The sequence below is a fragment of the Luteimonas sp. 8-5 genome (genome assembly GCF_029763755.1).
Classification (GTDB): Bacteria; Pseudomonadota; Gammaproteobacteria; order Xanthomonadales; family Xanthomonadaceae; genus Cognatiluteimonas.
Genome location: NZ_JARUVM010000024.1, coordinates 1 through 24,167 on the forward strand (window position 1 = coordinate 1; position 24,167 = coordinate 24,167).

The 24,167-nt window shown below is 68.7% G+C and carries 21 protein-coding genes and 1 pseudogene; 12 read left to right on the forward strand and 10 right to left on the reverse strand.

Annotation, left to right across the window (positions count from 1 at the left end; all coding sequences use genetic code 11):
- A pseudogene (locus QAA18_RS04075) lies at positions 1 to 419 on the forward strand (transmembrane repetitive protein); the annotation flags it as partial.
- Here the strand turns inward: QAA18_RS04075 and QAA18_RS04080 are convergent.
- Positions 420 to 797 carry a cytochrome c gene (locus tag QAA18_RS04080; RefSeq protein WP_279411201.1) on the reverse strand — a complete coding sequence of 126 codons (378 nt, stop codon included), beginning with the start codon at positions 795 to 797 and terminating at the stop codon, positions 420 to 422.
- 8 nt (positions 798 to 805) lie between these two features.
- Entirely contained in the window at positions 806 to 1,135 is a 330-nt protein-coding gene (locus QAA18_RS04085) for a cytochrome c (protein ID WP_279411203.1), read from the reverse strand.
- Between the two features lie 227 nt (positions 1,136 to 1,362).
- Here QAA18_RS04085 and QAA18_RS04090 point away from each other — a divergent pair, with 227 nt between their 5' ends.
- From QAA18_RS04090 to QAA18_RS04100, 3 genes are read left to right on the forward strand one after another with little or no spacing between them, the layout of a single operon-like run.
- Positions 1,363 to 2,463, forward strand: a complete 1,101-nt coding sequence (locus QAA18_RS04090) for an efflux RND transporter periplasmic adaptor subunit (RefSeq protein ID WP_279411204.1) — start codon at positions 1,363 to 1,365, stop codon at positions 2,461 to 2,463.
- On the forward strand, positions 2,460 to 5,924 hold the full coding sequence (locus tag QAA18_RS04095) for an efflux RND transporter permease subunit (protein WP_279411205.1): 3,465 nt from the start codon (positions 2,460 to 2,462) through the stop codon (positions 5,922 to 5,924). Before QAA18_RS04090 ends, QAA18_RS04095 begins: the two co-directional genes overlap by 4 nt.
- A gap of 9 nt (positions 5,925 to 5,933) precedes the next feature.
- Entirely contained in the window at positions 5,934 to 9,032 is a 3,099-nt protein-coding gene (locus QAA18_RS04100) for an efflux RND transporter permease subunit (RefSeq protein ID WP_279411207.1), read from the forward strand.
- Positions 9,033 to 9,151: 119 nt separating this feature from the next.
- Here QAA18_RS04100 and QAA18_RS04105 read toward each other — a convergent pair whose 3' ends face one another.
- The 7 genes from QAA18_RS04105 to ykgO all read right to left on the reverse strand — a co-directional run bounded on the left by QAA18_RS04105 (position 9,152) and on the right by ykgO (position 14,540).
- Complete coding sequence (locus QAA18_RS04105) at positions 9,152 to 10,369, reverse strand: TraB/GumN family protein (RefSeq protein ID WP_279411209.1); 1,218 nt, start codon at positions 10,367 to 10,369, stop codon at positions 9,152 to 9,154.
- Positions 10,370 to 10,404: 35 nt separating this feature from the next.
- Complete coding sequence (locus QAA18_RS04110) at positions 10,405 to 11,298, reverse strand: alpha/beta fold hydrolase (protein ID WP_279411210.1); 894 nt, start codon at positions 11,296 to 11,298, stop codon at positions 10,405 to 10,407.
- A gap of 7 nt (positions 11,299 to 11,305) precedes the next feature.
- Positions 11,306 to 11,908, reverse strand: coding sequence for a TetR/AcrR family transcriptional regulator (locus QAA18_RS04115; protein WP_279411212.1), 603 nt, complete (start codon positions 11,906 to 11,908; stop codon positions 11,306 to 11,308).
- 61 nt (positions 11,909 to 11,969) lie between these two features.
- Positions 11,970 to 12,857: a carbon-nitrogen hydrolase gene (locus QAA18_RS04120; RefSeq protein WP_279411214.1), complete on the reverse strand. Its 888-nt coding sequence runs from the start codon at positions 12,855 to 12,857 to the stop codon at positions 11,970 to 11,972.
- On the reverse strand, positions 12,854 to 13,900 hold the full coding sequence (locus tag QAA18_RS04125; RefSeq protein ID WP_279411216.1) for an agmatine deiminase family protein: 1,047 nt from the start codon (positions 13,898 to 13,900) through the stop codon (positions 12,854 to 12,856). The genes QAA18_RS04120 and QAA18_RS04125 overlap by 4 nt, the downstream gene beginning before the upstream one ends.
- A complete protein-coding gene (locus QAA18_RS04130) occupies positions 13,897 to 14,232 on the reverse strand; it encodes a hypothetical protein (RefSeq protein ID WP_279411217.1) in 336 nt (111 codons plus the stop codon). Before QAA18_RS04130 ends, QAA18_RS04125 begins: the two co-directional genes overlap by 4 nt.
- Before the next feature lie 182 nt (positions 14,233 to 14,414).
- Positions 14,415 to 14,540 (reverse strand): type B 50S ribosomal protein L36, encoded by a 126-nt coding sequence (gene ykgO, locus QAA18_RS04135; RefSeq protein ID WP_166207107.1) that lies wholly within the window; start codon positions 14,538 to 14,540, stop codon positions 14,415 to 14,417.
- 145 nt (positions 14,541 to 14,685) lie between these two features.
- On the opposite strand from ykgO, the gene cmk reads away from it, so the two are divergent.
- The 8 genes from cmk to galU all read left to right on the forward strand — a co-directional run bounded on the left by cmk (position 14,686) and on the right by galU (position 22,779).
- Entirely contained in the window at positions 14,686 to 15,375 is a 690-nt protein-coding gene (gene cmk, locus QAA18_RS04140) for a (d)CMP kinase (RefSeq protein WP_279411221.1), read from the forward strand.
- A gap of 95 nt (positions 15,376 to 15,470) precedes the next feature.
- Positions 15,471 to 17,168, forward strand: a complete 1,698-nt coding sequence (gene rpsA, locus QAA18_RS04145; protein WP_279411222.1) for a 30S ribosomal protein S1 — start codon at positions 15,471 to 15,473, stop codon at positions 17,166 to 17,168.
- A gap of 78 nt (positions 17,169 to 17,246) precedes the next feature.
- On the forward strand, positions 17,247 to 17,549 hold the full coding sequence (locus QAA18_RS04150) for an integration host factor subunit beta (protein WP_279411223.1): 303 nt from the start codon (positions 17,247 to 17,249) through the stop codon (positions 17,547 to 17,549).
- Positions 17,549 to 17,779, forward strand: coding sequence for a LapA family protein (locus QAA18_RS04155; RefSeq protein WP_279411225.1), 231 nt, complete (start codon positions 17,549 to 17,551; stop codon positions 17,777 to 17,779). Before QAA18_RS04150 ends, QAA18_RS04155 begins: the two co-directional genes overlap by 1 nt.
- Before the next feature lie 3 nt (positions 17,780 to 17,782).
- Positions 17,783 to 18,961 (forward strand): lipopolysaccharide assembly protein LapB, encoded by a 1,179-nt coding sequence (gene lapB, locus QAA18_RS04160; protein ID WP_279411226.1) that lies wholly within the window; start codon positions 17,783 to 17,785, stop codon positions 18,959 to 18,961.
- A gap of 4 nt (positions 18,962 to 18,965) precedes the next feature.
- Complete coding sequence (locus tag QAA18_RS04165) at positions 18,966 to 19,952, forward strand: lipopolysaccharide biosynthesis protein (protein WP_279411228.1); 987 nt, start codon at positions 18,966 to 18,968, stop codon at positions 19,950 to 19,952.
- Positions 19,949 to 21,865: a nucleoside-diphosphate sugar epimerase/dehydratase gene (locus QAA18_RS04170; RefSeq protein ID WP_279411229.1), complete on the forward strand. Its 1,917-nt coding sequence runs from the start codon at positions 19,949 to 19,951 to the stop codon at positions 21,863 to 21,865. The genes QAA18_RS04165 and QAA18_RS04170 overlap by 4 nt, the downstream gene beginning before the upstream one ends.
- Positions 21,865 to 22,779, forward strand: coding sequence for a UTP--glucose-1-phosphate uridylyltransferase GalU (gene galU / locus QAA18_RS04175; protein ID WP_279411231.1), 915 nt, complete (start codon positions 21,865 to 21,867; stop codon positions 22,777 to 22,779). Before QAA18_RS04170 ends, galU begins: the two co-directional genes overlap by 1 nt.
- A 179-nt stretch (positions 22,780 to 22,958) precedes the next feature.
- Here galU and QAA18_RS04180 read toward each other — a convergent pair whose 3' ends face one another.
- Positions 22,959 to 24,164, reverse strand: coding sequence for an acetyl-CoA C-acyltransferase (locus tag QAA18_RS04180; protein WP_279411233.1), 1,206 nt, complete (start codon positions 24,162 to 24,164; stop codon positions 22,959 to 22,961).
- Between the last annotated feature and the right edge of the window lie 3 nt (positions 24,165 to 24,167).

Consider the following 24,167-nt stretch of genomic DNA (forward strand, 5'->3'; position numbering starts at 1 on the left):
GGGATGACGGCGGCCAGCGCGGCGCGAGCGGGATCTTCGACGAGCAGGGACGGCCGCGCTTGCCGCCCGGCGCCGGCGCCACCGCCGGCGACGCCTTGCCGCCCGGGGTGGTGTTCGAGGATATCCAGGACCTGGATCGCGCCGGCACCTGGCTCAAGCGGCCGCCGATCGACTACAAGCCGACGGCGTTCGACCGCTACTGGATGCCCGGCGGCACGCTGCTGGAGGAGTGGGTGAGGCGCGGCATCCGCGAGGTGCAGATCGCCATCCCCGGCACGTCGAAGAAGATCCGTTGCGTGGTGTCGCTGCTGCAGCTGGGCGGCGGCTGCGGGATCACCGATCCGGACATGCAGGACCAGGAAGCCGAAGCCCGGCCTCCGCCGGACGTGCCGTGGAAGCCGGAGCTGCAGGAGAACTGATCAGTGCGGGCTGAGGTCGCGCAGCTGCGTCGGCTGCGAGGCGAAGTACGCCGCCAGGTCCCGGATCTGCTCGTCGGTGAGGTCGCGCGCCTGCTGCGACATCAGCGCGTTGCTGCGGTCGCCGCTGCGGTACATCTGCAGCGCGTGCACCAGATAGTCGCGGTACTGGCCGCCCAGCTTCGGGTAGGTGGCGTCGATCGGCGCATTGCCGCCGGCACCGTGGCAGTCGATGCAGCTCTGGCCGGTGGCGGCGCCCTTGGTGTTGGCGAGCTGTTCGCCCGCGGCCGGGTTGCCGAGCGAGTCGTTGCCCTGCGAGCTGCAGCCGGCCAGCAGGCCGATGGCCGCGACCAGGGCGGTTGCGATGAGTGCGTTCTTCATGGGGCGGCTCACTTCAGGCTCGACAGGTAGGCGGCGATGTCGGCGATGTCCTGAGCCGAGAAGCTCTCGGCCTGGGCCTGCATCGTCGGGTGCTTGCGGCTGCCCTGCTGGTACTCGGTGAGCGCGTTGACCAGGTAGGGAGCGGCCTGGCCGCCGATCTTCGGCACGTGGTAGTTCGGGTAGGCGTTCTTGTAGCCGGTGACGCCGTGGCAGCCCTGGCAGGTGAAGGTGAGCTGGTGGCCGCTCTCGGCGTTGCCGACGGGGGCGGCGGACTCCTGGGCCCAGGCGCTGGCACTGGCCAGGCACAGGCAGGAGGCAAACAACAACGATCGGATCATCGGCTTGTCCGCAGTCAAGGGTGTTCGGAAGGTGCGCACTGCAACGCGGCGGCGCGCAATCGCATCAGTATAGCCACCTCGCCACGCCAACCCCAAGGCGGGGAACGATCCGGCCGGCCCGGGGTCATCAGGTCGGTCAGGCATGACGTCACCATGACCTCTGGCGGATATCGTTGCGCCGCCGGGTGATATACCTTCATACAACACCACATGACGAGCCCCCACCGATGACCCGCAAGACCCCTGCTGCCCGCCCGCTGCGGACCGCCCTTTTGCTGTGCCTGCTGACCCCCGGCGTGCTCGCGCTGGGCGCCTGCAAGGTGGAAACCGGCCCTGCTGCGGACGCCAAGGCGGCGACCAAGGACGGCGAAGGGGCGGACAAGGCTGCCGAGGCGGTACCGGTGGAGGCCGCGAAGGTCGAGCGCCGCTCGATCGCTGCCAGCTATGGCGGCACCGCGGCGCTCGAAGCGCGGGCCGATTCCCAGGTGGTAGCCAAGACCTCGGGCGTCGCCCTGGAAGTGCTGGTCGAGGAAGGCCAACGCGTGCGCGCCGGCGACGTGCTGGTGCGCCTGGACTCGGCCCGCGCCGAACTCCAGGCCGCGCAGAGCGAGGCGCAGATGCGCAAGCTCCAGGCCAACTACGAACGCTCGCTCAAGCTGGCCGAGCAGAAGCTGATCAGCGCCAACGACATCGACCAGATCAAGTACGACCTGGAGAACGTGCGCGCCGCCAATCGCCTGGCCAAGCTGGAGCTGTCCTATGCGGCGGTCAAGGCGCCGATCTCCGGCATCATCGCCTCGCGTTCGATCAAGGCCGGCAACTTCGTCCAGATCAACACCCCGATCTTCCGCATCGTCGACATCGACCAGCTCGAGGCCACGCTCAACGTGCCCGAGCGCGAACTGGCCACGCTCAAGGCAGGCCTGCCGGTGCAGCTGCAGGTCGACGCGCTGCCGGGCAAGACCTTCAAGGGCACGGTCGACCGCGTGTCGCCGGTGGTCGACGCCGGCAGCGGCACCTTCCGCGTGATCTGCGCGTTCGACAGCGCCGGGCAACTGCAGCCGGGCATGTTCGGCCGCCTGCGCATCGATTACGACCGCCGCGCCAACGCGCTCGCGATCCCGCGCAGCGCACTGATCGAGGACGACGCCAAGCCGTCGGTGTTCGTGGTGCGCGACGGCAAGGCGCAGCGCGTGTCGCTGACGCTGGGCCACATCGAGGGCGCGTGGGCCGAGGTCCGTGAAGGCCTGAAGGAAGGCGAACAGGTCGTGGTGGCGGGCAAGACCGCGCTGCGCGACGGTACCCAGGTGCAGGTCCTGGCCCAATGAAAACCAACGGATTGGTCGGATTCGCAATCCGGCGCCGCGTCACCATCGCGATGACGACGCTGACCTTCGTGCTGTTCGGGCTGATCGCCCTGGGCGACCTGAAGGTCAACCTGCTGCCGGACCTGAGTTATCCCACGCTGACCGTGCGCACCGAGTACACCGGTGCGGCGCCGGCCGAGATCGAGACCCTGATCACCGAGCCGGCGGAGGAAGCGCTGGGCGTGGTCAAGGGCCTGCGCAAGCTCAAGTCGATCTCGCGCACCGGGCAGAGCGATGTCGTGCTCGAGTTCGCCTGGGGCACGGACATGGACCAGGCGAGCCTGGAGGTGCGCGACAAGATGGAGTCGCTGCAGTTCCCGCTCGAGGCCGAGGCGCCGGTGCTGCTGCGCTTCAACCCGTCGACCCAGCCGATCATGCGCCTGGTGCTGTCGCCCAAGGCGTCGGTGGACGAGGACGAGGCGATCCGCCAGCTCATGGAGCTGCGGCGCTACGCCGACGACGACCTGAAGAAGAAGCTCGAGCCGGTCGACGGCGTGGCCGCGGTCAAGGTCGGCGGCGGCCTCGAGGACGAGGTCCAGGTCGACATCGACCAGCGCAAGCTGGCCCAGCTCGACATCCCGATCGAGACCGTCATCAGCCGGCTGCAGCAGGAAAACATCAACATCTCCGGCGGGCGCCTCGAGGAAGGCTCGCAGCGCTACCTGGTGCGCACGGTCAACCAGTTCGCCAGCATCGAGGAAATCGCCAACATGCTGCTGACCACGCGCAGCGCGCAGGGCGGCGACAGCGGCGCGGACGAAGTGGCGCGCGTGGCCGCGGCGTCGGGCGACGCGGCGGTGATGGCGGCGGCGATGGGCGCGCGCGGCGGCGGTTCCGCTGGCCCGGCCAACGGCATGCCGGTACGGCTCAAGGACGTGGCCGAGGTCCGCCAGGGCTACAAGGAGCGCGAGGCGATCATCCGCCTCGGCGGCCACGAGGCGGTGGAGCTGGCGATCTACAAGGAAGGCGACGCCAACACCGTGGCCACGGCCGATGCGCTGGAAGCGAAGCTGGCCGAGATCCGCGAGCACCTGCCGCCGGACATCGAGCTGACCACCATCGAGGACCAGTCGGTCTTCATCCGCCACGCGATCAGCGACGTCAAGGTCGACGCGGTGATCGGCGGCCTGCTGTCGATCCTGATCATCTTCCTGTTCCTGCGCGACGGCTGGAGCACGTTCGTGATCGGCCTGTCGCTGCCGGTGTCGATCATCACCACGTTCTTCTTCATGGGCCAGTTCGGCCTCAGCCTCAACGTGATGTCGCTCGGCGGCCTGGCGCTGGCCACCGGCCTGGTGGTCGACGATTCGATCGTGGTCCTGGAATCGATCGCCAAGGCGCGCGAACGCGGGCTGGGCATCATCCAGGCCGCGCTCCAGGGCACGCGCGAGGTCAGCATGGCGGTCGTCGCCTCGACGCTGACCACGATCGCGGTGTTCCTGCCGCTGGTCTTCGTCGAGGGCATCGCCGGTGAGCTGTTCCGCGACCAGGCGCTGACGGTGGCACTGGCCATCGGCATTTCCCTGGCCGTGGCCATGACCCTGATCCCGATGCTCGCCTCGCTCAAGGGCAGGGCGCCGCTGGGCTTCCCGGAAGAACCGCCGCATCCGCGCTGGGAGCCGGAGAAGCGCTGGCAGAAGCCGGCCGCGCTGGCCGGCCGCGGTTTCGGTGCGCTCGTGCGCGGCGCGTTCTTCGGCGTGGCGTGGCTGGTGATCCGCATCTGGCGCGGCCTGGTCGCCGTGGTCGGCCCGGTGATGCGCAAGGCCAGCGACCTGGCGATGGCGCCGTACCACCGTGCCGAAGGTGGCTACATGCGCCTGCTGCCGGCCGCGCTCGGACGTCCGACGCTGGTGCTGGGCCTGGCCGCTTCCGCCTTCGTGGCGACCATGCTCGTCGTTCCGCTGCTGGGTGCGGACCTGATCCCGCAGCTTGCGCAGGACCGCTTCGAAATGACGGTCAAGCTGCCGCCGGGTACGCCGCTGGCCAGGACCGACGCGCTGGTGCGCAAGCTGCAGGAGCAGCACGCCGGCGACGAAGGCATCCACGCGCTGTACGGCGTGAGCGGCACCGGCACGCGCCTGGACGCCAGCCCGACCGAGAGCGGCGAGAACATCGGCAAGCTCACCGTGGTGATGGCGGGCGGCGGCAGCCGCGAACTCGAGGCGCGGGAGACGGAAAAGCTGCGCGCGAGCATGCAGGGCAACTCCGAGGCGCAGGTGGACTTCGCCCGCCCGGAACTGTTCAGCCTGTCGCCGCCGCTGGAAATCGAGATCCAGGGCCAGGACCTGGAGACGCTGCAGAAGGCCGGGCGCAAGCTGGCCACGATGCTGCGCGGCAATGCCCACTACGCCGACGTGAAGTCGTCGGTAGAGCAGGGCTTCCCCGAGATCCAGATCGTGTTCGACCAGGAACGCGCCGCAGCGCTGGGCCTGACCACGCGCCAGATCGCCGACGTGGTGGTCAAGAAGGTGCGCGGTGACGTCGCCACCCGCTATAGCTTCCGCGACCGCAAGATCGACGTGCTGGTGCGGGCGCAGGAATCGGACCGCGATTCGGTCGAGAGCATCCGCCGCCTGATCGTCAATCCGGGCAGCGGCGCACCGGTTGAGCTGTCGGCGGTGGCCGACGTGGTCGCCACCACCGGTCCCAGCGAGATCCATCGCGCCGACCAGACGCGCGTGGCCATCGTCTCGGCCAACCTGCGCGACATCGACCTGGGCGCCGCGGTGCGCGAGGTTGAGGCCATGGTCGCGGCCGATCCGCTCGCGCCCGAGGTCAGCATGCACATCGGCGGCCAGGGCGAGGAGCTGGGCGAATCGCTGCGTTCGCTGCTGTTCGCCTTCGGCCTGGCGATCTTCCTGGTCTACCTGGTGATGGCTTCGCAGTTCGAATCGCTGCTGCACCCGTTCGTGATCCTGTTCACCATCCCGCTGGCGCTGGTCGGCGCGGTCCTGTCGCTCCTGCTGACCCGCTCGCCGGTTTCGGTGGTGGTGTTCATCGGCCTGATCCTGCTGGTGGGCCTGGTGGTCAAGAACGCGATCATCCTGATCGACAAGGTCAACCAGCTGCGCGAGGCCGGCGTGGCCAAGCGCGAGGCGCTGGTCGAGGGCGCGCGTTCGCGCCTGCGCCCGATCATGATGACCACGCTGTGCGCCATGTTCGGCTTCCTGCCCCTGGCGCTGGCGTTCGGCGAGGGCGCGGAGGTGCGCTCGCCGATGGCGATCACGGTGATCGGCGGCCTGCTGGTATCCACGCTGCTGACCCTGGTGGTGATCCCGGTAGTGTACGACCTGCTCGACCGCCGTCCCGACGCGGACTACGTCGAGCGCGGCCGCCGCGCCATCGACGACGCCGAGCTGGCCGCCGAAGTGCTCTCGCACGACGACGATCCGCTGTCGGCCTCCGATCCCCGCCACGCCTGAGCCCGCACGATGAACGTTACCGAGTTCAGCATCCGCAGGCCCGTCACCACGATCATGTTCTTCGTGTCGATGGTGGTGATCGGCCTGATCGCGGCGGTGCGCTTGCCGCTGGAGTCGTTCCCCGAGGCGACGGCGCCGTTCTTCTACGTGCAGCTGCCGTACGCGGGCTCCACGCCGGAGGAGGTCGAGCGCAACCTGGTGCAACCGGTCGAGGAAGCCATCGCGACCATGCCCGGCATCAAGTCGATGAACGCTTCGGCCGATGCCAACGGCGGCGGCGTGTTCGTGCAGTTCAGCGACTGGAGCCGGGACATCGCGATCGCGGCATCGGAGGCGCGCGAGCGCATCGACGCCATACGCGACCAGTTACCCGACGACTTCCGCCGCTACTTCGTCCACCGCTGGAGCTCCAGCGACGAGGAGGCAGTGGGCCTGCGCCTGATCAGCGACGAGGACCTCACCACGCGCGGCGACCTGATCGACGCCGTGCTCAAGCGCCGGCTCGAGCGGCTCCCGGGCGTTGCACGCGTCGAAATCGAGGGCGTTCCGGACCTCGAGATCGAAGTGGCGATCCGTCCCGAGCGGCTGGATGCGCACGGCATCGGCCTGGACGAGTTGGTCAGCCGGCTGCAGTCGGCCAATTTCTCGGGGTCCGCCGGCGAGATCACCGACAACGGGCGGCGCCTGCGCGTGCGGCCACGCGGCGAACTGGCGGACTTGCAGGAACTGCGCGACCTGCCGCTGGGCAACAAGGGCGCGCGCCTGTCCGACATCGCCGACGTGAACATGCGGCCGGAACGCATGGACTACGTCCGCCAGGTCGACGGCAAGCCGTCGGTGGGCGTGGACATCTACAAGGAGCGCAACGCCAACGTCGTCGACCTGTCCCGCGACGTGCGCGCCGAGGTCGAACTAATCCGCAAGGACCCGGCGATGCGCGGCATCCGCATCGACGTGACCGACGACCAGGGCAAGGAAGTGACGAGTTCGCTGGCGGCCCTGGCCGAGGCCGGGGCCATCGGCCTGATCCTGTCGATCGCCGTGCTGTTCTTCTTCCTGCGCCACTGGCCGTCGACCCTGATGGTGACGCTGGCGATCCCGATCTGCTTCATCATGACCCTGGGCTTCATGCATTTCACCGGGGTGACGCTCAACATCCTGTCGATGATGGGCCTGCTGCTGGCGGTCGGCATGCTGGTCGACAACGCCGTGGTGGTGGTCGAGAGCATCTACCAGGAACGGGAGAAGTACCCCGACCAGCCGCGCCTGGCGTCCATCGTCGGCACCCGCCACGTGGCGATCGCGCTTTCGGCCGGCACCCTGTGCCACTGCATCGTGTTCCTGCCGATGATGTTCGGCGAGAAGAACATCATCACCATCTACCTGTCGCAGCTGGCGATCACCATCTCGGTGTCGTTGCTGGCTTCGTGGCTGGTCGCGGTCAGCCTGATCCCGATGCTGTCGGCGCGGATGAAGACGCCCCCGGCGGTGACCTCGAGCGACGGCCTGATCCCGCGCCTGCAGGAGCGCTATGGCCGCTTCCTGCGCTGGACCCTGGAGCATCGCGGCTGGGCCGTGGCCGGCATCGTCGCCATCTCGCTGCTGAGCGCGATACCGATGAAGCTGGTCAAGTCCGACTCGGGCGACGAGGAGGACCCGAGCGAGATCAACCTGTTCTACCAGTGGCACGGCTCCTATTCCAAGGAAGAGATGGGCAGCGAGGTGGCCAGGATCGAGCGCTACATCGATGCCAACCGCGAGCGCTGGGGCGTGGAACGGATCTACTCGCGCTACAGCGAGCAAGGCTGGGCGCGCACCGAGATCAACCTGGACTCGCAGGACCCCGAGAAGACCGCGAAGCTCAAGGAGGAGATCCGTGAAAACCTGCCGAAGTCGGCGCGCGCCAATATCGGCATCGGCTGGCAGAGCGGGGACGGCGACGAGAAGGGCGTGGAGTTCAGCCTGCTGGGCGAGTCCAGCCAGGTGCTGCGCGAAATCGCGGCCGACATCACGCCGATCCTGATGCGCAACAAGTCGCTGCGCGACGTGCGGGTGAACACCGGCGATAGCAGCAGCGAGCTGAAGGTGCGGGTCAACCGCGAACGCGCGGCGGCCTTCGGCTTCAGCGCCGAACAGGTGGCGCAGTTCGTCGGCCTGGCCTTGCGCGGCTCGCCGCTGCGCGAGTTCCATCGCGGCGATGTCGAGATCCCGGTGAACGTGCGCTTCGCCGGTGCCGAACATTTCGGCGCCGCGGACCTGGAGTCGTTCACGGTGCGGGCCTCGGACGGCCGCAGCGTGCCGCTGCTGGCGATGGTCGACGTGGACGTGACCCGGTCGGCGGACTCGATCGACCGCATGAACCGGCAGACCATGCTCAAGATCGAGGCCGGCCTGGCGGCGGACGCGACCATGCAGGACGCCAGGAAGGCGATCGAGGAAACGCTCGCGAGCGTGCAGTTCCCGCCGGGTTACGGCTACACCTTCGAGGGCGGCGGCTTCGGCATGCAGATGGACATGGACAAGACCATGTTGCGCAACGTCGCGATCGCGCTGGTGCTGATCTTCATCGTCATGGCCGCGGTGTTCGAGTCGCTGCTGTTCCCGATGGCGATCATGAGCGGCGTGCTGTTCTCGGTGTTCGGCGTGTACTGGCTGTTCTGGATCACCGGCACGGCATTCAACATCATGGCCTTCATCGGCATCCTGGTGCTGATGGGCGTGGTGGTGAACAACGGCATCGTGCTGATCGAGCACATCAACAACCTGCGCCGTCGAGGCATGTCGCGCACCGAGGCCTTGGTGATGGGCGGGCGCGAGCGCCTGCGGCCGATCCTGATGACGATGGGCACGGCGATCCTGGCGATGGTGCCGATCGCGCTGTCGTCCACGCAGCTGGCCGGCGAGGGCCCGCCGTACTACCCGATGGCCCGCGCCATCGCCGGCGGCCTGGCGTTCTCCACCGTGGTGAGCCTCCTGTTCCTTCCCACCATCTACGCCCTCCTGGACGACATGAGCAACGGCACCTCTCGCCTCATCGCCAGGGCGAAGGTCAGACGCACACGCAGGACGCGGATCAACGCGGATCTACAAGCCGATCAACGCGGATAGAGCCAAGGCGGAATGGGTCCAGGCACGGCGCCCACCAGTCGCCTGGATCCACTAGCGCCCTATCCGCGTTGATCCGCTTTTCAATCCGCGTAAATCCGCGTCCCGCGGTTGGCTTTGCTCTAGGCCAGGAGCTTGCCGAGGAGGCGGGCGCCGCCGAGCCAGACGCCGATGGCGGTGCCCATGCTGGTGAGGAAGAAGTTCAGCAGCAGGCGGGCGACGCGGTTGCGCCACCAGCCGCGGATCGTCGCGGCGTCGTCGCGCAGCGCCATGAAGTCGCCGTGCGTGGGCTTGCGGATCCACGCTTCGACCAGCGCGCTGATCGTGCCCGATGCCAGGGCCGGATGCAGCGGCGTGATCGGCGAGGAAACGAACGCCGCGAGCATGCTCAACGGATGGCCGCCGGCGATGGCGCAGCCCAGCGCGCCGAGCGTGCCGGTGAGCAGGATCCAGTACAGCAGCAGGTCGGCACCGACTTCGACTCCGCCGTGCCAGAAGCCCCAGGCGAAACCGCCCAGGACGAACGCTGCCAGGGCGATGGTGAACCACGGGATCGACTTCTTCTCCGCGACCGATTCGAGGTCGGCGCGGACCACGTCGGGTGCCACCTGGTCTTCGCGCAGGTGCGCCGCCAGCCCCTGCAGGTGGCCGGCGCCGACCACTGCCAGGACTTCGCGTGCGCTGGAGGCGGGATCGGCGGCGATGGCGCGCAGGTTCGCGGCCATGTAGCGGTCGCGCTCGGCGATCACCACGTCGTACAGCGCGGGGCTGCCGCTGGCGAACTCGCCGAAGCTGGCCTCGAGCATGTCGCCTTCCTTGAGCTTCTCGATCTCGTCCGCACCGAGGTCCTCGTCGCCGACGAACAGCGTGGTCATCAGCCCGGCCGCGAGCTTGGCCCGTCCCCACCAGCCCAGGCGCCGCGAGGCGCGCTTGAAGGTCAGGCCGACGTCGCGGTCGATCAGCCGCAGGTCCAGACCGCGCGCGTTCGCTTCCTGCGCGGCGGCCTTGAGCTCGGCGCCCGGTTCGATGCCGAGCTGCTCGGCCAGGCGGCGCTGGTAGGCCGCCAGCCCGAGGTTGGCTGCGAACAGCGCGGTGCGGCCGGAGCGGATCACCTGGACCACGTCCATCCGCGCCAGTGCGTCGGGATCGGTCAGCGATTGCAGGCGGTGCGGATCGAGCTCGACCGCGATGGTGTCGTAGTCGCCGCCGTCGATCGCCGCGCGCACGGCGTCGACGCTGCTGTGCGAGACGTGGGCAGTGCCAAGCAGGGTGAAGCGGACGCCATCGCGTTCGATGATGGCATGCGGCTGGCCGGAAAGGCCGGGGAAAGCGTCGGTCATGTGGGGACTCACGGGGAGTCCCGCAGGATACCCGCTCAGGCCAGTCCGTAGGGCAGGTTGGGGCTGGACACCACGCGCTCGCCGACGTTGTCGCCTTGCAGGAAGCGCAGTGTCGCGGCGATCACGCCGGCATCGTCGACGATGCGGTTGTGGCCCAGGCCGACGGTGCTGAGCAGGCGCGAGCCGTGCCAGGCGCGGGCGTAGCACTCGCCGTCGGACCATGGCACTTCCCGGTCCTCGAGGTCGTGCACGATCAGCGCCGGGCGCGCGATCAGCGGCGCGTTGTGGTGCGCCTGCAGTTCGCGCACATCGAATCCCATCGCCTGCTCGAAGCGGGCGAACATGCGTCGCCCAAGGCGCTGGCCCAGCCACACCACTCGCGCGAAGCGCTCGACCGCGGTCAGCGGATCGGCCATCGGCGCGATCAGCACCGCGCGTTCGGCATGCAGTCCCCGCGCCAGGGCGAGCGCGGTGGCCGAGGCGCCCAGCGAGTGGCCGATGACGGCCGCCGCCGGTCCGAAGCGCCGGCCGACCGCCAGCAGGTGGCAGGTGAAGTCGGGCAGGGTGGTGAGCCTGCCGCCGCTGCGCCCGTGCCCGGCCTGGTCGAACGCGACCACGGCGTAGCCTGCCGCGCGCAGCGTAGGCAGCCATGGCGCGATGCGGGTGCCATGGCTCGACCAGCCGTGGGCGAACAGCACGTAGGGCTGCCGCGACGGATCGCCCCAGGTGTAGGCGTGGATGCGGGTGCCGTCGATGTCCAGGTCGTGTTCGACTGCGTCCAGGGTGGGCGCCAGGCGCGCCCGCGTGCGCGAGCTGCCCATGGGTTGGCAGAACAGGTCGCCAGCGCGGCGCGCAGCCTGCTCGGGGGCCAGCAGTCGCTGGATCAGGAATTGCAGGCGGATGGCGTACAGCAGCAAGGTCTTGCGCATGGTCTGCTCACGGTGCGTTGCTGGCGATCCAGCGTTCGGTGGCGGCGTCAGCGTGGCGGCGCGCGAGTTCGTGGCCGAACAGGCCCGACTCGTGGTTCAGCGCCAGGGCGATGGCATAGAGCTCGAACACGCACTGGCCGGTGTCGTCGCGGCGCAGGTGGCCGCATTCGATCGCCTGCTCGATGGAGCGGCCCAGTACCTCGCGCCACCGCTCCTCATTGCCCAGCACCCGGTCGCGAACGGCGCCGGGGCGGTCGTCGTACTCGGTCACCGAACCGAGCAGCACGCAGTTGCCATCGTTGCGGTGCACGAAGTCGAACCAGTGCTGCATCACCGCGCGCAGCCGGGGCAGGCCGCGCGGTTGGGCCAGGGCCGGCACCAGCACCGCTTCGCCGAAGCGGTTGGCGGCGAGATCCAGGACCGCCAGCTGCAGGTCCTCGCGTGAGCCGAAGTGGGCGAACACGCCGCTCTTGGACATGCCCACGGCCTGGGCGATGTTGCCGATGGACAGGCCCTCGAGTCCGGCGCAGCGGGCGATCTCGTAGGCGCGCTCGACGATGGCCTCGCGGGTCGCGGCGCCTTTTGCGGTAGGTGCGGGAATGGCGTTCATGGCCGCACAATAGCACGACCGTTCGTTCCTTTGCCGACCGTTCGTCGGCAGGACCCAGCCCTTAGTCGCGGTAGCGCTTCACCAGGTCGCCATAGGCGTCGATGCGGCGATCGCGCAGGAACGGCCAGATCCGGCGCACGTGCTCGCTGCGCTCGAGGTCGACCTCGGCCAGCAGTACCTCGGCCGCGTCGGTGGAGGCTTCGGCCAGGAACTCGCCCTGCGGACCCAGCACGTGGCTGGAGCCCCAGAAGTCGATCCCGGAGCGACCCACCGGCGAGGGCTCGTGGCCGACCCGGTTGCACGACAGCACCGGCAGGCCGTTGGCCACGGCGTGGCCGCGGTGGCTGAGGATCCATGCGTTGCGCTGGCGGTCCTTCTCGGCCTGGTCGTCATCCGGATCCCAGCCGATGGCGGTCGGGTAGAGCAGCAGTTCGGCTCCGGCCAGCGCCATCAGGCGCGCACCTTCCGGGTACCACTGGTCCCAGCACACCAGCACGCCGAGGCGGCCGACCGAGGTGTCGATCGGGTTGAAGCCCATGTCGCCCGGGGTGAAGTAGAACTTCTCGTTGAAGCCCGGGTCGTCGGGGATGTGCATCTTGCGGTACTTGCCGACCAGGCTGCCGTCGCTCTCCAGGACCACGGCGGTGTTGTGGTACAGCCCGGCGCCGCGGCGCTCGAACAGCGAGCCCACGATCACCACGCCGTGCTTCCTGGCCAGTGCGCCCAGGCGCTCGGTGCTGGGGCCGGGAATCGGTTCGGCGAGCCCGAATTCGCCCACGTCCTGGTGCTGGCAGAAATAGGCGCCGTTGTGCAGCTCCTGCAGCAGCACCAGGCGCGCTCCGGCCTTGGCGGCCTCGGCCACGCGCTGCTCGATCACCGCCAGGTTGGCCTCGGCGTCGCCATGGTTGCGCTCCTGGACGAGCGCGACGGGAAGGGTTTTCCGGCTCATTCCGCGATTATCCCCTGTGGCACCTGCATGGTGAGGCAATGCAGGCTGCCGTTCTGCCAGATCAGCGCGCGGCAGGGTACCTGTACGATCTCCCGATCCGGGAACGCCTGCGCGAGCACGCCGGCGGCGAGACCGTCGGCCGGGTCGCCGTAGGCCGGCACCAGCACCGCGCCGTTGACAATCAGGAAGTTGGCGTAGCTGGCGGCCAGGCGGCGCCCGTCGTCGACGATGGGCTGCGGCCAAGGCAGCGGGAACAGGCGGTAAGGCTTGCCGTCGCGGGTGCGCAGCGTGGCCAGCTCGGCGGCCATCGCCTGCAGCTCGGCGTAGTGCGAATCGGCCTCGTCGTCGCAGGCCTGGAACACGATCGCGTCCGGGGCCGCGAAGCGCGCCAGGGTGTCGATGTGGGCGTCGGTGTCGTCGCCTTCCAGATAGCCGTGGTCGAGCCACAGCACGCGCTCCTGGCGCAGCCAGGTCGCCAGCTTCGCCGAGAGGTCCTCGCGGGCCGCATCCGGGTGGCGCTCGTGCAGGCACTGCCAGGTACTCAGCAGCGTGCCCTGGCCATCGACGTCGATGGCGCCGCCTTCCAAAGCAAAATCAATATTTTGCCGTGCAGAGTTCGAGAAGAATCCCATCTGGTGCAAGCGCTCGACCAAGCGGTCGTCCTGCGCCGCCTCGAACTTGCCGCCCCAGGCGGTGAAGCGGAAATCCAGCAGGCAGGCGCCGCCGGGCGAGACCAGGGTGATCGGCCCGCTGTCGCGCAGCCAGGTGTCGTCGTAGGGGACCGTGGCGAAGATGACCCGGCCCATGTCGATCCGGGCCGAGGACAGGCGCGCGCGGGCATAGGCCTCGATGTCGTCGTCGGCCACGCACAGCAGCACGCGCTGGAAGCGGGTGATGGCCGCGACCAGGGCGATGTAGGTCTCTTCGACGTCTTCCAGGCGTTCGGCCCAGTCGGTACCGGCGTGCGGCCAGGCAAGCAGGATCGCCGCCTGGGGCTCCCATTCGGCCGGCAGGCGGGCATCGTCCCGATTGCAGTGCGTCATGGCGTGGGCTTGGGTCCGATCTCGTTGGGGCCGGCCTTGGCCAGGACCGCGTCGATGACCTTGTCGCCCTCGAAGTACACGGTGAAACCCGGGTAGCTCCAGCGGTTGATGACCGGCCAGGCCGAACTCTGGCCGCCGCGCGGTTCCAGCCGGCTGGCCGGTTCACCGTAGCGGGCCTGGACCTGGGCCATGGACAGGCCGCGTGCGGGCAGGGCGGCGCTGGGTTCCTGCTGGACGCGTTCGATCAGCAGGGTGTCGCCGGCCGGAGTTGCGGCACAGGCGATGCCGGCGGCACCGGACAGGGCGAGCAGGGCGATGATCTGGAGGCGCATGGCAAGGTCCTCGTGGATGGTCGGCCGATTGTAGAGCGGTGTGGCCCCGAGGGAGCGGCGGAAGCCGCGAAGGCGGTCACAATCGCGGCTTCACAAAATCGCGGCTTCCGCCGCTCCCACCAAGCGTCGCCCACGAAAAAGGCCGCGTTTCCGCGGCCTTCCTGGGCGACCTGCGCGAAAACTCAGCGCTGGCGAGCCTTGAAGCGCGGGTTGGACTTGCAGATCACGAAGATCTTGCCGCGGCGGCGGACCACCTTGCAGTCGCGGTGACGATTCTTCGCCGACTTCAGGGAGGACAGGACCTTCATGATGGAACCTCGGCAACGGTTGATTGATGGAATGGGTTGGATCAAAAAAGGCGCCTGAAGCGCCAGCCGCCCATTCTAGCCGGGATTTCCCCTGCCATTCAAGTGTTTGCACCGGTTTGCCGCGTGCCCCGGCTACAATCCCCCGATGACAGACAGCAACCCGACTCCGGACCCGGCCGCCCCGGTCCTCACCATCGACGGTCCTTCCGGTTCCGGCAAGGGCACGATCAGCCGCCTGGCGGCCACCCGGCTGGGCTGGCACTACCTGGATTCCGGCGCACTTTACCGGGCCGTGGGCGTGGCCGCCGGCTGGGCCGACCTGGACCTGGACGACGCCGGCGCCCTGGTGCGCTGCGCCTTCGATTCGGACATCGCCTTCCGCGAGGCCGCCGACGGCGAGCTTCGGGTGCTGGTCAACGGCCACGACGCCACCGACGAGCTGCGGACCGAGACAGCCGGCGCCGCCGCCTCGGCGATCGCCGCCATCCCCGAGGTCCGGGCCGCGCTCCGGGACCGGCAGCGGGCCTTCCGCCAGCCGCCGGGCCTGGTGGCCGACGGCCGCGACATGGGCACGGTGATCTTCCCGGACGCTCGCTACAAGGTCTTCCTGACCGCCAGCGCCGAGGAAAGGGCAGAAAGGCGCTATAAGCAGTTGAAGGAAAAAGGGGTTTCCGTTACATTGGCCGGTCTGCTACGGGAGATCCTTGCCCGTGACGCCCGCGACGCGAGCCGCGCGGTGGCTCCGTTGCGACCGGCCGAAGACGCCGTGCGCATCGACACCACCGGGTTGCCCATCGACGCGGTCGTGGAACAGGTGCTCGCGCTTGTCCGGTAGAGCCGGCCCATGCCGGTTGTTGTCGATCCATCCAACCCTTCCATCCACCCCAACCCCTGGCAACTGCAAGCCCGCACGCGCCAACTGAGAAAAACATGACCGTAGCTACCGAATCCTTCGCTGAACTGTTCGAACAGAGCCAGGCCCACATCGCCAAGCTCAAGCCCGGTGCCATCGTCACCGGCACCGTGGTCGACGTGCGCTCCGACGTGGTCGTCATCAACGCCGGCCTGAAGTCCGAGGGCATCGTCCCGATCGAGCAGTTCCGCAACGACGCCGGCGAGATCGACGTGGGCATCGGCGACACCGTCAAGGTGGCGCTGGACTCCCTCGAGAACGGTTTCGGCGAGACCGTGCTGTCGCGCGAGAAAGCCAAGCGCGCCATGGTGTGGGACGAACTCGAGGAAGCCCTCGAGAAGAACGAGACCATCACCGGCCGCATCAGCGGCAAGGTCAAGGGCGGCTTCACCGTCGACATCAAGGACGTCCGCGCATTCCTGCCCGGTTCCCTGGTCGACGTGCGCCCGGTCCGCGACCCGGTGTACCTGGAAGGCAAGGAGCTCGAGTTCAAGCTCATCAAGCTCGACCGCAAGCGCAACAACGTGGTCGTTTCCCGCCGTGCGGTGGTCGAGTCCGAGCATTCGGAAGAGCGCGAACAGCTGCTCGAGAAGCTGGTCGAGGGCGCCGTGCTCAAGGGCGTGGTCAAGAACCTCACCGACTACGGCGCGTTCGTGGACCTGGGCGGCATCGACGGCCTGCTGCATATCACTGACATGGCCTGGAAGCGCGTGCGCCATCCGTCCGAAGTCGTGGAAGTGGGCCAGGAGCTCGACGTCCGCGTGCTCAAGTACGACCGCGAGCGCAACCGCGTCAGCCTCGGCCTGAAGCAGCTGGGCGAGGATCCGTGGGACAACATCGCCCGCCGCTACCCGGCCAACACCCGCGTGTTCGGCAAGGTCTCCAACGTCACCGATTACGGCGCGTTCGTCGAGATCGAGCCGGGCGTCGAAGGCCTGGTGCACGTGTCGGAGATGGACTGGACCAACAAGAACGTCAACCCGTCCAAGGTGGTGCAGGTCGGCGACGAGGTCGAGGTCATGGTCCTGGACGTGGACGAGGAGCGCCGCCGCATCTCGCTGGGCATCAAGCAGGTCACTTCCAACCCGTGGGAGACCTTCGCCGCGATCCACAAGAAGGGCGACAAGGTCGAGGGCCAGATCAAGTCGATCACCGACTTCGGCATCTTCATCGGCCTGGACGGCGGCATCGACGGCCTGATCCACCTGTCCGACATCAGCTGGAACTCCACCGGCGAGGACATCGCGCGCAACTACAAGAAGGGCGACACCCTGGAAGCCGTCGTGCTTGCGGTGGACCCGGAGCGCGAGCGCATCTCGCTGGGCGTCAAGCAGCTCGAGCAGGACCCGATGGGCCAGTTCCAGGCGACCAACGCCCGCGGCTCGATCGTCAAGGGCACCGTCAAGGAAGTGGACGCACGCGGTGCGACCATCGACCTGGGCGACGGCGTCGAGGGCTACCTGGCCGCGCGCGACATCGCCCACGAGCGTGTCGAGGACGCGAGCCAGAAGCTCAAGGTCGGCGACGAGATCGAGGCCAAGATCGTCGGCACCGATCGCAAGAGCCGCCTGATGCAGCTGTCGATCAAGGCCAAGGACGAGGCCGAGACCCAGGAAGCCCTGGCCGAGTACAACAAGTCCTCGGCGGACGCTTCCAGCGGTACCACCAAGCTCGGCGCGCTGCTGCGCGAGCAGCTCGAGAGCAAGTCCGAGTAAGCAACATGCAAGGCACGCGGCCCGGCAGCAATGCCGGGCCGCGCGCTGCGCAAGCAAGGTACGGCCCGACGCGACGAAATGACCAAGTCCGAACTGATCGAGATCCTCACGCTGCGGCAGGCCCACCTCAAGGCCGACGATGTCGACCTGGCGGTGAAGTCGCTGCTGGAGATGATGGGCGCGTCGCTGGCCCAGGGCGAGCGCATCGAGATCCGCGGTTTCGGCAGTTTCTCCCTGCATTACCGTCCGCCGCGCACTGGCCGCAATCCCAAGACCGGCGACGCCGTCGCGCTGCCCGGCAAGCACGTTCCCCACTTCAAGCCCGGCAAGGAGCTGCGCGAGCGCGTCGCCAATGCGATGCCGCGGGCAGCCGAGGACTGATGCGACTGCTGCGCGTCCTGGTCGGTTTCTTCTTCCTCGCCGCCGGCCTGGCCGTCGGTGCACTCAATCCGCAGCCGGTCGCCGTCGACCTGGGCTTCGCGACCCTGCACGCCACCCTGGGCGTTGCGATCCTGGTGGCCCTGCTGGCCGGCGTGATCGCAGGCGGCCTGGTGCTGGCCGTGAGCGTGGTCCTGCCGTTGCGCAACCGCCTGCGCCGCCGGGGACCATGAGGCATGGCTTTCCTCGACCAATGGATCTGGTTCGTCCTGTTGTTGCCGGCCGCGGCGCTCAGCGGCTGGGTCATCGGCCGCCGCGGCGGCGAGCGGCATAGCGACAGCCAGGTCAGCAAGCTGTCCACCACGTACTTCCGTGGCCTCAACTACCTGCTCAACGAACAGCCGGACAAGGCGATCGAGCTGTTCCTGCACATCGCGGAGCTGGACAAGGACACGTTCGAAACCCAGGTTGCGCTGGGCCACCTGTTCCGCCGCCGCGGCGAAGTCGACCGCGCGATCCGGCTGCACCAGGCGCTGGTGCAGCGCCCCGACCTGACCGACCAGCAGAAGGTCCAGGCGCTGCTGGCGCTGGGCGAGGACTACATGAAGTCCGGCCTGCTGGACCGGGCCGAAACGGTGTTCACCGACCTGGCGCGCATCGACCAGCGCGCACCGCAGGCCCTGCGCCACCTGATCGCGATCTACCAGTCCGAGCGCGACTGGAGCAAGGCGATCGAGAACGCGAGCCGCTTCGAGGCAGTCACCGGCGAGCCCATGGGCAAGCTCATCGCCCAGTTCGAGTGCGAGCTCGCCGACCGCCATCGCGTCGCCGGCGATATCGATGCCGCGCGCGCCTCCATCGCCCGCGCCTACGCCGCCGACTCGACCTCGGTGCGCGCCGGCATGCTCGAAGGCCGCATCGAAGTCGATGCCGGCAACGACGTCGCCGCGATCCGTGCCTTCGAACGCGCCGCGCGCCACGACCCCGATTACCTGCCGGACCTGCTGCCGGCGCTGCTGGCCTGCTACGCACGCGTTGGCGATACCACCGGCGCGCGCGCCTTCCTGGCCGAGATGGCCGAGCACTACCGCGGCATTTCGCCGGTGCTCGCGCTGGCGCGGCTGGTCGAATCCGCCGAAGGCGTCGGCGCCGCGCGCGCCTACCTGGCGCAGCAGCTCAAGGACCGTCCGTCGGTGCGCGGCGAGGCCGCGCTGATCGACATGACGCTGCTCGAGCAGGCCGATCCGGTCGCGACCCTGCACGACCTCAAGCACATCACCGACCAGTTGCTGGTGCGCAATCCCAGCTACCGGTGCAGCCGATGCGGTTTCGGCGCGCGCAGCCACCACTGGCAATGCCCGAGCTGCAAGGAGTGGGGCACGGTCAAGCCGCTGCTGAACTACGCGGTGGTCTAGCGCCATGTGGTGGTACCTGACGATCGGCGCCTTCGCCACCGGCCTGGCCGGCACCTGGCTGGCCAGGCGCTATGCGTTGGGCCGCGACATGCTGGACGAACCCGGCGAGCGCCGCAGCCACGCGTCCGCCACGCCGCGCGGCGGCGGCATCTCGATCGTGGTGGCGATGCTCGCGGTGCTGGCCTGGCTGGCCTGGCGCGTGCCAGGGCAGGGTGGATTGCTCGCGGCCATCGGTGGCGGCCTGGCGCTGGTCGCCGGGATCGGCTGGGCCGACGACCATCGCCCGCTTCCGCCCGCGCTGCGCCTGGTCGTGCATGCGCTGGCCGCGGCCCTGCTGGCATGGGCGGTGCTGGCGCTCGGGGCAGGGGCAGGCAAGGCGGCAGTCGCGTTCGTGGCAGCCCTGGTCCTGGTCAACGTCTGGAACTTCATCGACGGTATCGACGCGCTGGCCGCGAGCCAGGCCATGCTCGCTGCCCTGGGCTTCGGCCTGCTGGCAGGCAGTGGGACGGTCGCGGTGCTGGGCATCGCGCTGGCCGCGGCCTGTGCCGGGTTCCTGCCGTTCAACCTGCCCAGGGCGAACATCTTCCTCGGCGACGTCGGCAGCGGCGCGCTGGGATACCTGCTGGCCGTGCTGGTCGCGCTGTTGCTGGTTGCGGGCAGCTGGCAGCAGGCGCCATTGCTGCTGCTGCCGCTGGTGGCCTGCGGCGTGGATGCCACCCTGACCCTTGCCCGGCGGGTGCTGCGCGGCGAGCGCTGGTGGCAGCCGCACGTGCAGCACGCCTACCAGCGCTGGGCCCGCCGCAGTGGCCATGCCGTCGTGGCTTTCGCGTTCCTTGCGTGGACGGCCGTTGAAGTCGCATTCATGCTTCTGGCTGACGGCAGCGCGTCGATCGTTATCATGTGCTCCGCCGGAATCTCCTGCCTGGCCGCATGCGCCGTCTGGTTGCGCCTGCAACAGTCCAGGGAATCCACGCCAGGAGAGCGTCAATGACGGACTGGAAGCAACGCGTCGCCACCAACCTGCCGCGCACCGCGGTGGTGCTGCACGACCTGGCGATGGTCTGGGTGGCCTGGATCGGACTGCACCTGGTGCGGTACGCGATGCGTTCGGAGCCGTCGCCGATCGCCGCCTGGTCGGCCGAGATCGCGCTGGTCCTGCTGGCCCAGGGCCTGGTGTTCTGGCGGGTCGGCCTGTACCGCGGCGTGTGGCGCTTCGCCAGCGTTCCCGACCTGGTCAACATCCTCAAGGCCTGCCTGTTCGGCCTGATCGCGATTTCCGTCAGCCTGTTCATCTACAACCGCATGGACCAGGTCTCGCGCACGGTGCTGCTGTTGTATCCGTTCGTGCTCACCGCGCTGCTGGGCATGCCGCGCCTGTTGTACCGCGTGTGGAAGGACTACCAGCTGTCCCGTTCGGAGGAAGCCGGGCTGCGCGTGCTGATCCTGGGCGCCGGCCGTGCCGGTGAAGCCCTGGTGCGCGACCTGCACCGCACCGGTTCCTACCAGCCGGTGGGCTTCCTCGACGACGCGGCCACGCTGCGTGGCAGCTACCTGCAGGGCGTGCCGGTACTGGGCCGCATCGACGAGGTCGAACGCATTGCCCGCGAGACCGCCGCCCGCCTGCTGGTGATCGCGATGCCGTCGCTGGATGCGGCCGCCATGCGCTCGGTCGTGGCCGCCTGCGAGAGCACCGGCCTGCCGTTCCGCCGCGTGCCGCGCCTGGACGACCTGCTCGAGGGGCGCTCGCTTCCCGGCGAACTCAAGGAAGTGGCGATCGAGGACCTGCTCGGCCGCCAGCCCGTGACCCCGGACTGGAAGGCGATCCGCGGCTGGCTGGGCGGGCGCAGCGTGCTGGTCACGGGCGCCGGCGGCTCGATCGGATCGGAGCTGTGCCGGCAGTGCGCCAAGCACGGCGCGCACCAGGTCGCGCTGGTCGAGATCGACGAACTCGCGCTGAGCATCGTGACGGCCGAACTGCAGCGCGACTATCCGCAGATCCGCTGCGTGCCGGTGCTCGGCGACTGCGGCGATCCGGCGGTGATGCGCCATGCGATCGCGCTGTCGCAGCCCGAGGCGGTCTTCCATGCCGCTGCCTACAAGCAGGTGCCGCTGCTGGAAGCGCAGCTGCGCGAAGCGGTACGCAACAACGTGCTGGCCACCGAGACCGTGAGCGCGGAAAGCCACCGCGCCGGCGTGGGCAGCTTCGTCCTGATCTCCACCGACAAGGCCGTCGATCCGGTGAACGTGCTGGGCGCCACCAAGCGCATGGCCGAGAAGGTCAGCCAGGCCCAGGCGCTGGCCGAGCCGCATGCGACCCGCGCGGTCACCGTGCGCTTCGGCAACGTGCTGGACTCGGCCGGCAGCGTGGTGCCGCTGTTCCGCAAGCAGATCCGCAACGGCGGGCCGGTGACCGTCACCGATCCGGAGGTCACTCGCTACTTCATGACCATTCCGGAAGCCTGCCAGCTGATCCTGCAGGCGGCGGCGATCGGCTCGCAACACGCGATCTATACGCTGGACATGGGAGAACCTGTCGCCATCAAGGATCTGGCGGAACACATGATCAGGCTGGCAGGCACGCAACCCGGGCGCGACATCGCCCTCGTCTACACCGGCCTGCGGCCGGGTGAGAAACTGCACGAAACCCTGTTTCACGCCGACGAACGCTATCGTCCGACCGTGCATCCCAAGATCCAGCAGGCCGAGGCCCGCGGGATCATGGCCGAACGCATCGTCGGCATCACCGCGCGCATGCGCGAGGCCACGGCTCGCTACGACCTGGAAGAACTGTCGGTACTGCTGCGCGAAGCCGTGCCCGAGTTCGATCCGGCCAAGGCCGACGAGTCCTCGGTCGGGCGCGGCGCCGTCGTGGCGTTCCCCGTGCGCGGCAACAGGGCCAGCTGATGGCGGCCGCAGCGAACCGCCGCATCCGCAAGGCTGTCTTCCCTGTCGCCGGCCTCGGCACCCGCTTCCTCCCGGCCACCAAGACGGTGCCCAAGGAGATGCTGCCGATCATCGACAAGCCGCTGATCCAGTACGCGGTGGACGAGGCGATCGAAGCCGGTTGCGACACGCTGGTGTTCATCACCAACCGCTACAAGCACGCGGTCGCCGACTATTTCGACAAGGCCTACGAGCTCGAGCAGAAGCTGGAGCGATCCGGCAAGCAGGAACTGCTGGAACTCGTGCGCAACGTGCTGCCTTCCGGCGTGCGCGCGATCTTCGTCACCCAGCACGAGGCGCTGGGCCTGGGCCACGCGGTACTGTGCGCCAAGCCGGTGATCGGCGACGAACCGTTCGCCGTGTTGCTGCCCGACGACCTGATCTGGACACGCAAGGGCGTCAGCGGCGCGCTGAAGCAGATGGCCGACGTGGCCCAGTCGGCCGATGCCAGCGTCATCGCGGTCCAGGACGTGGCGCCGGAGAAGACCGGCAGTTACGGCATCGTCGCCACCGAGGGTTTCAACGGCCGCACCGGCAGGATCACGGCGATGGTCGAGAAGCCCGACCCGGCCGAAGCTCCCAGCACCCTGGCGGTGGTCGGCCGCTACGTGCTCTCGCCGCGGATCTTCGAGTTGCTGGAAGCGACCACGCCGGGCGCCGGCGGAGAGATCCAGCTCACGGATGCGATCTCGGCGCTGCTGCGCGAGCAGGTGCTGGCTTACCGGTTCCAGGGCACGCGCTTCGACTGCGGCACCCACATCGGCCTGATCGAAGCCACCATCCGCTACGCCCTGGACCACGAAAAGCTCAGCGACCCCGCGCGCGAAACCATGACCCGCGCCCTCGCCGAAATGGGCGTCATCGACCTCGACTGAGTCGCGCCTGGAGCCTCTTTTGACGCGGATCAACGCGGATGAAAGAGCCGATCAACGCGGATAAGGCAGTAGTGGCTCCAGGCGATCTGCTACGGCGCCCACGAACCCACTCCTGCCTTTGCTTGATCCGCGGTTATCCGCTTTTTCATCCGCGTTGATCCGCGTCCTGCGGTTGCGGTTCAAAGAGCTTCGAAGATGCCGGCGGCGCCCATGCCGGTGCCGATGCACATGGTGACCATGCCGTACTTGAGCTTGCGGTGGCGCATGCCGTGGACGATGGTCGCGGTGCGGACCGCGCCGGTGGCGCCGAGGGGATGGCCCAGTGCGATCGCGCCGCCGAGCGGATTGACCTTGTCGGGGTCCAGCTCGGAGGTGCGGATCACCGCGAGCGCCTGCGCCGCGAATGCCTCGTTGAGCTCGATCCAGTCGAGCTGTTCCTTCGACAACCCGGCCTGCGCCAGCGCCTTCGGGATGGCGGCGATGGGGCCGATGCCCATCACCTCCGGACGCACGCCGGCGACCGAGAACGAGACGAATCGGGCCAGGGGCGTCAGGCCGTAGTCCTTGATCGCCTGTTCGGAGGCGACCAGCACCGCGCCGGCGCCGTCGGACATCTGCGAGGAATTGCCCGCGGTGACCGAACCGCCGAACTGGCCGTTGCGAAACACCGGGCGCAGCTTCGCCAGGCCCTCGGGGGAAGTATCCGGACGCGGACCTTCGTCGGTATCGACCAGCGTCTTCTTCAGGCGGATGGTGTTGCCGGCCAGCTCGGGCAGGCGCGCGACCACTTCCAGCGGCGAGATCTCGTCGCGGAACTCGCCGGCGTCGATCGCGGCCAGGGCCTTGCGGTGCGAGGCCAGGGCGAACGCGTCCTGGTCCTCGCGCGAGACCTTCCATTCCTCGGCGACCTTCTCGGCGGTGATGCCCATGCCATAGGCGATGGCGACGTGGTCGTTGCGGAACACATCCGGCGACAGCGCGACCTTGTTGCCCATCATCGGCACCATCGACATCGACTCGGTGCCGCCGGCCAGGACCAGGTCGGCGTTGCCCAGGCGCACCTGGTCGGCGGCCAGGGCCACGGCCTGCAGGCCGGACGAGCAGAAGCGGTTGATGGTCTGTGCCGCGATGGTGTCGGGCAGGCCGGCCAGCAGCACGCCGATGCGCGCCACGTTCATGCCTTGCTCGCCTTCGGGCATGGCACAGCCGATGATCGCGTCCTCGATGCGCGAGGTGTCGATGCCCGGCGCCTGCGCGACCACGCTGCGCAGCACGTGCGCGAGCATGTCGTCCGGGCGGGTGTTGCGGAAGACGCCGCGCGGGGCCTTGCCGACGGGAGTGCGCGTTGCCGCGACGATGTAAGCGTCCTGGATTTGGCGTGACATGGT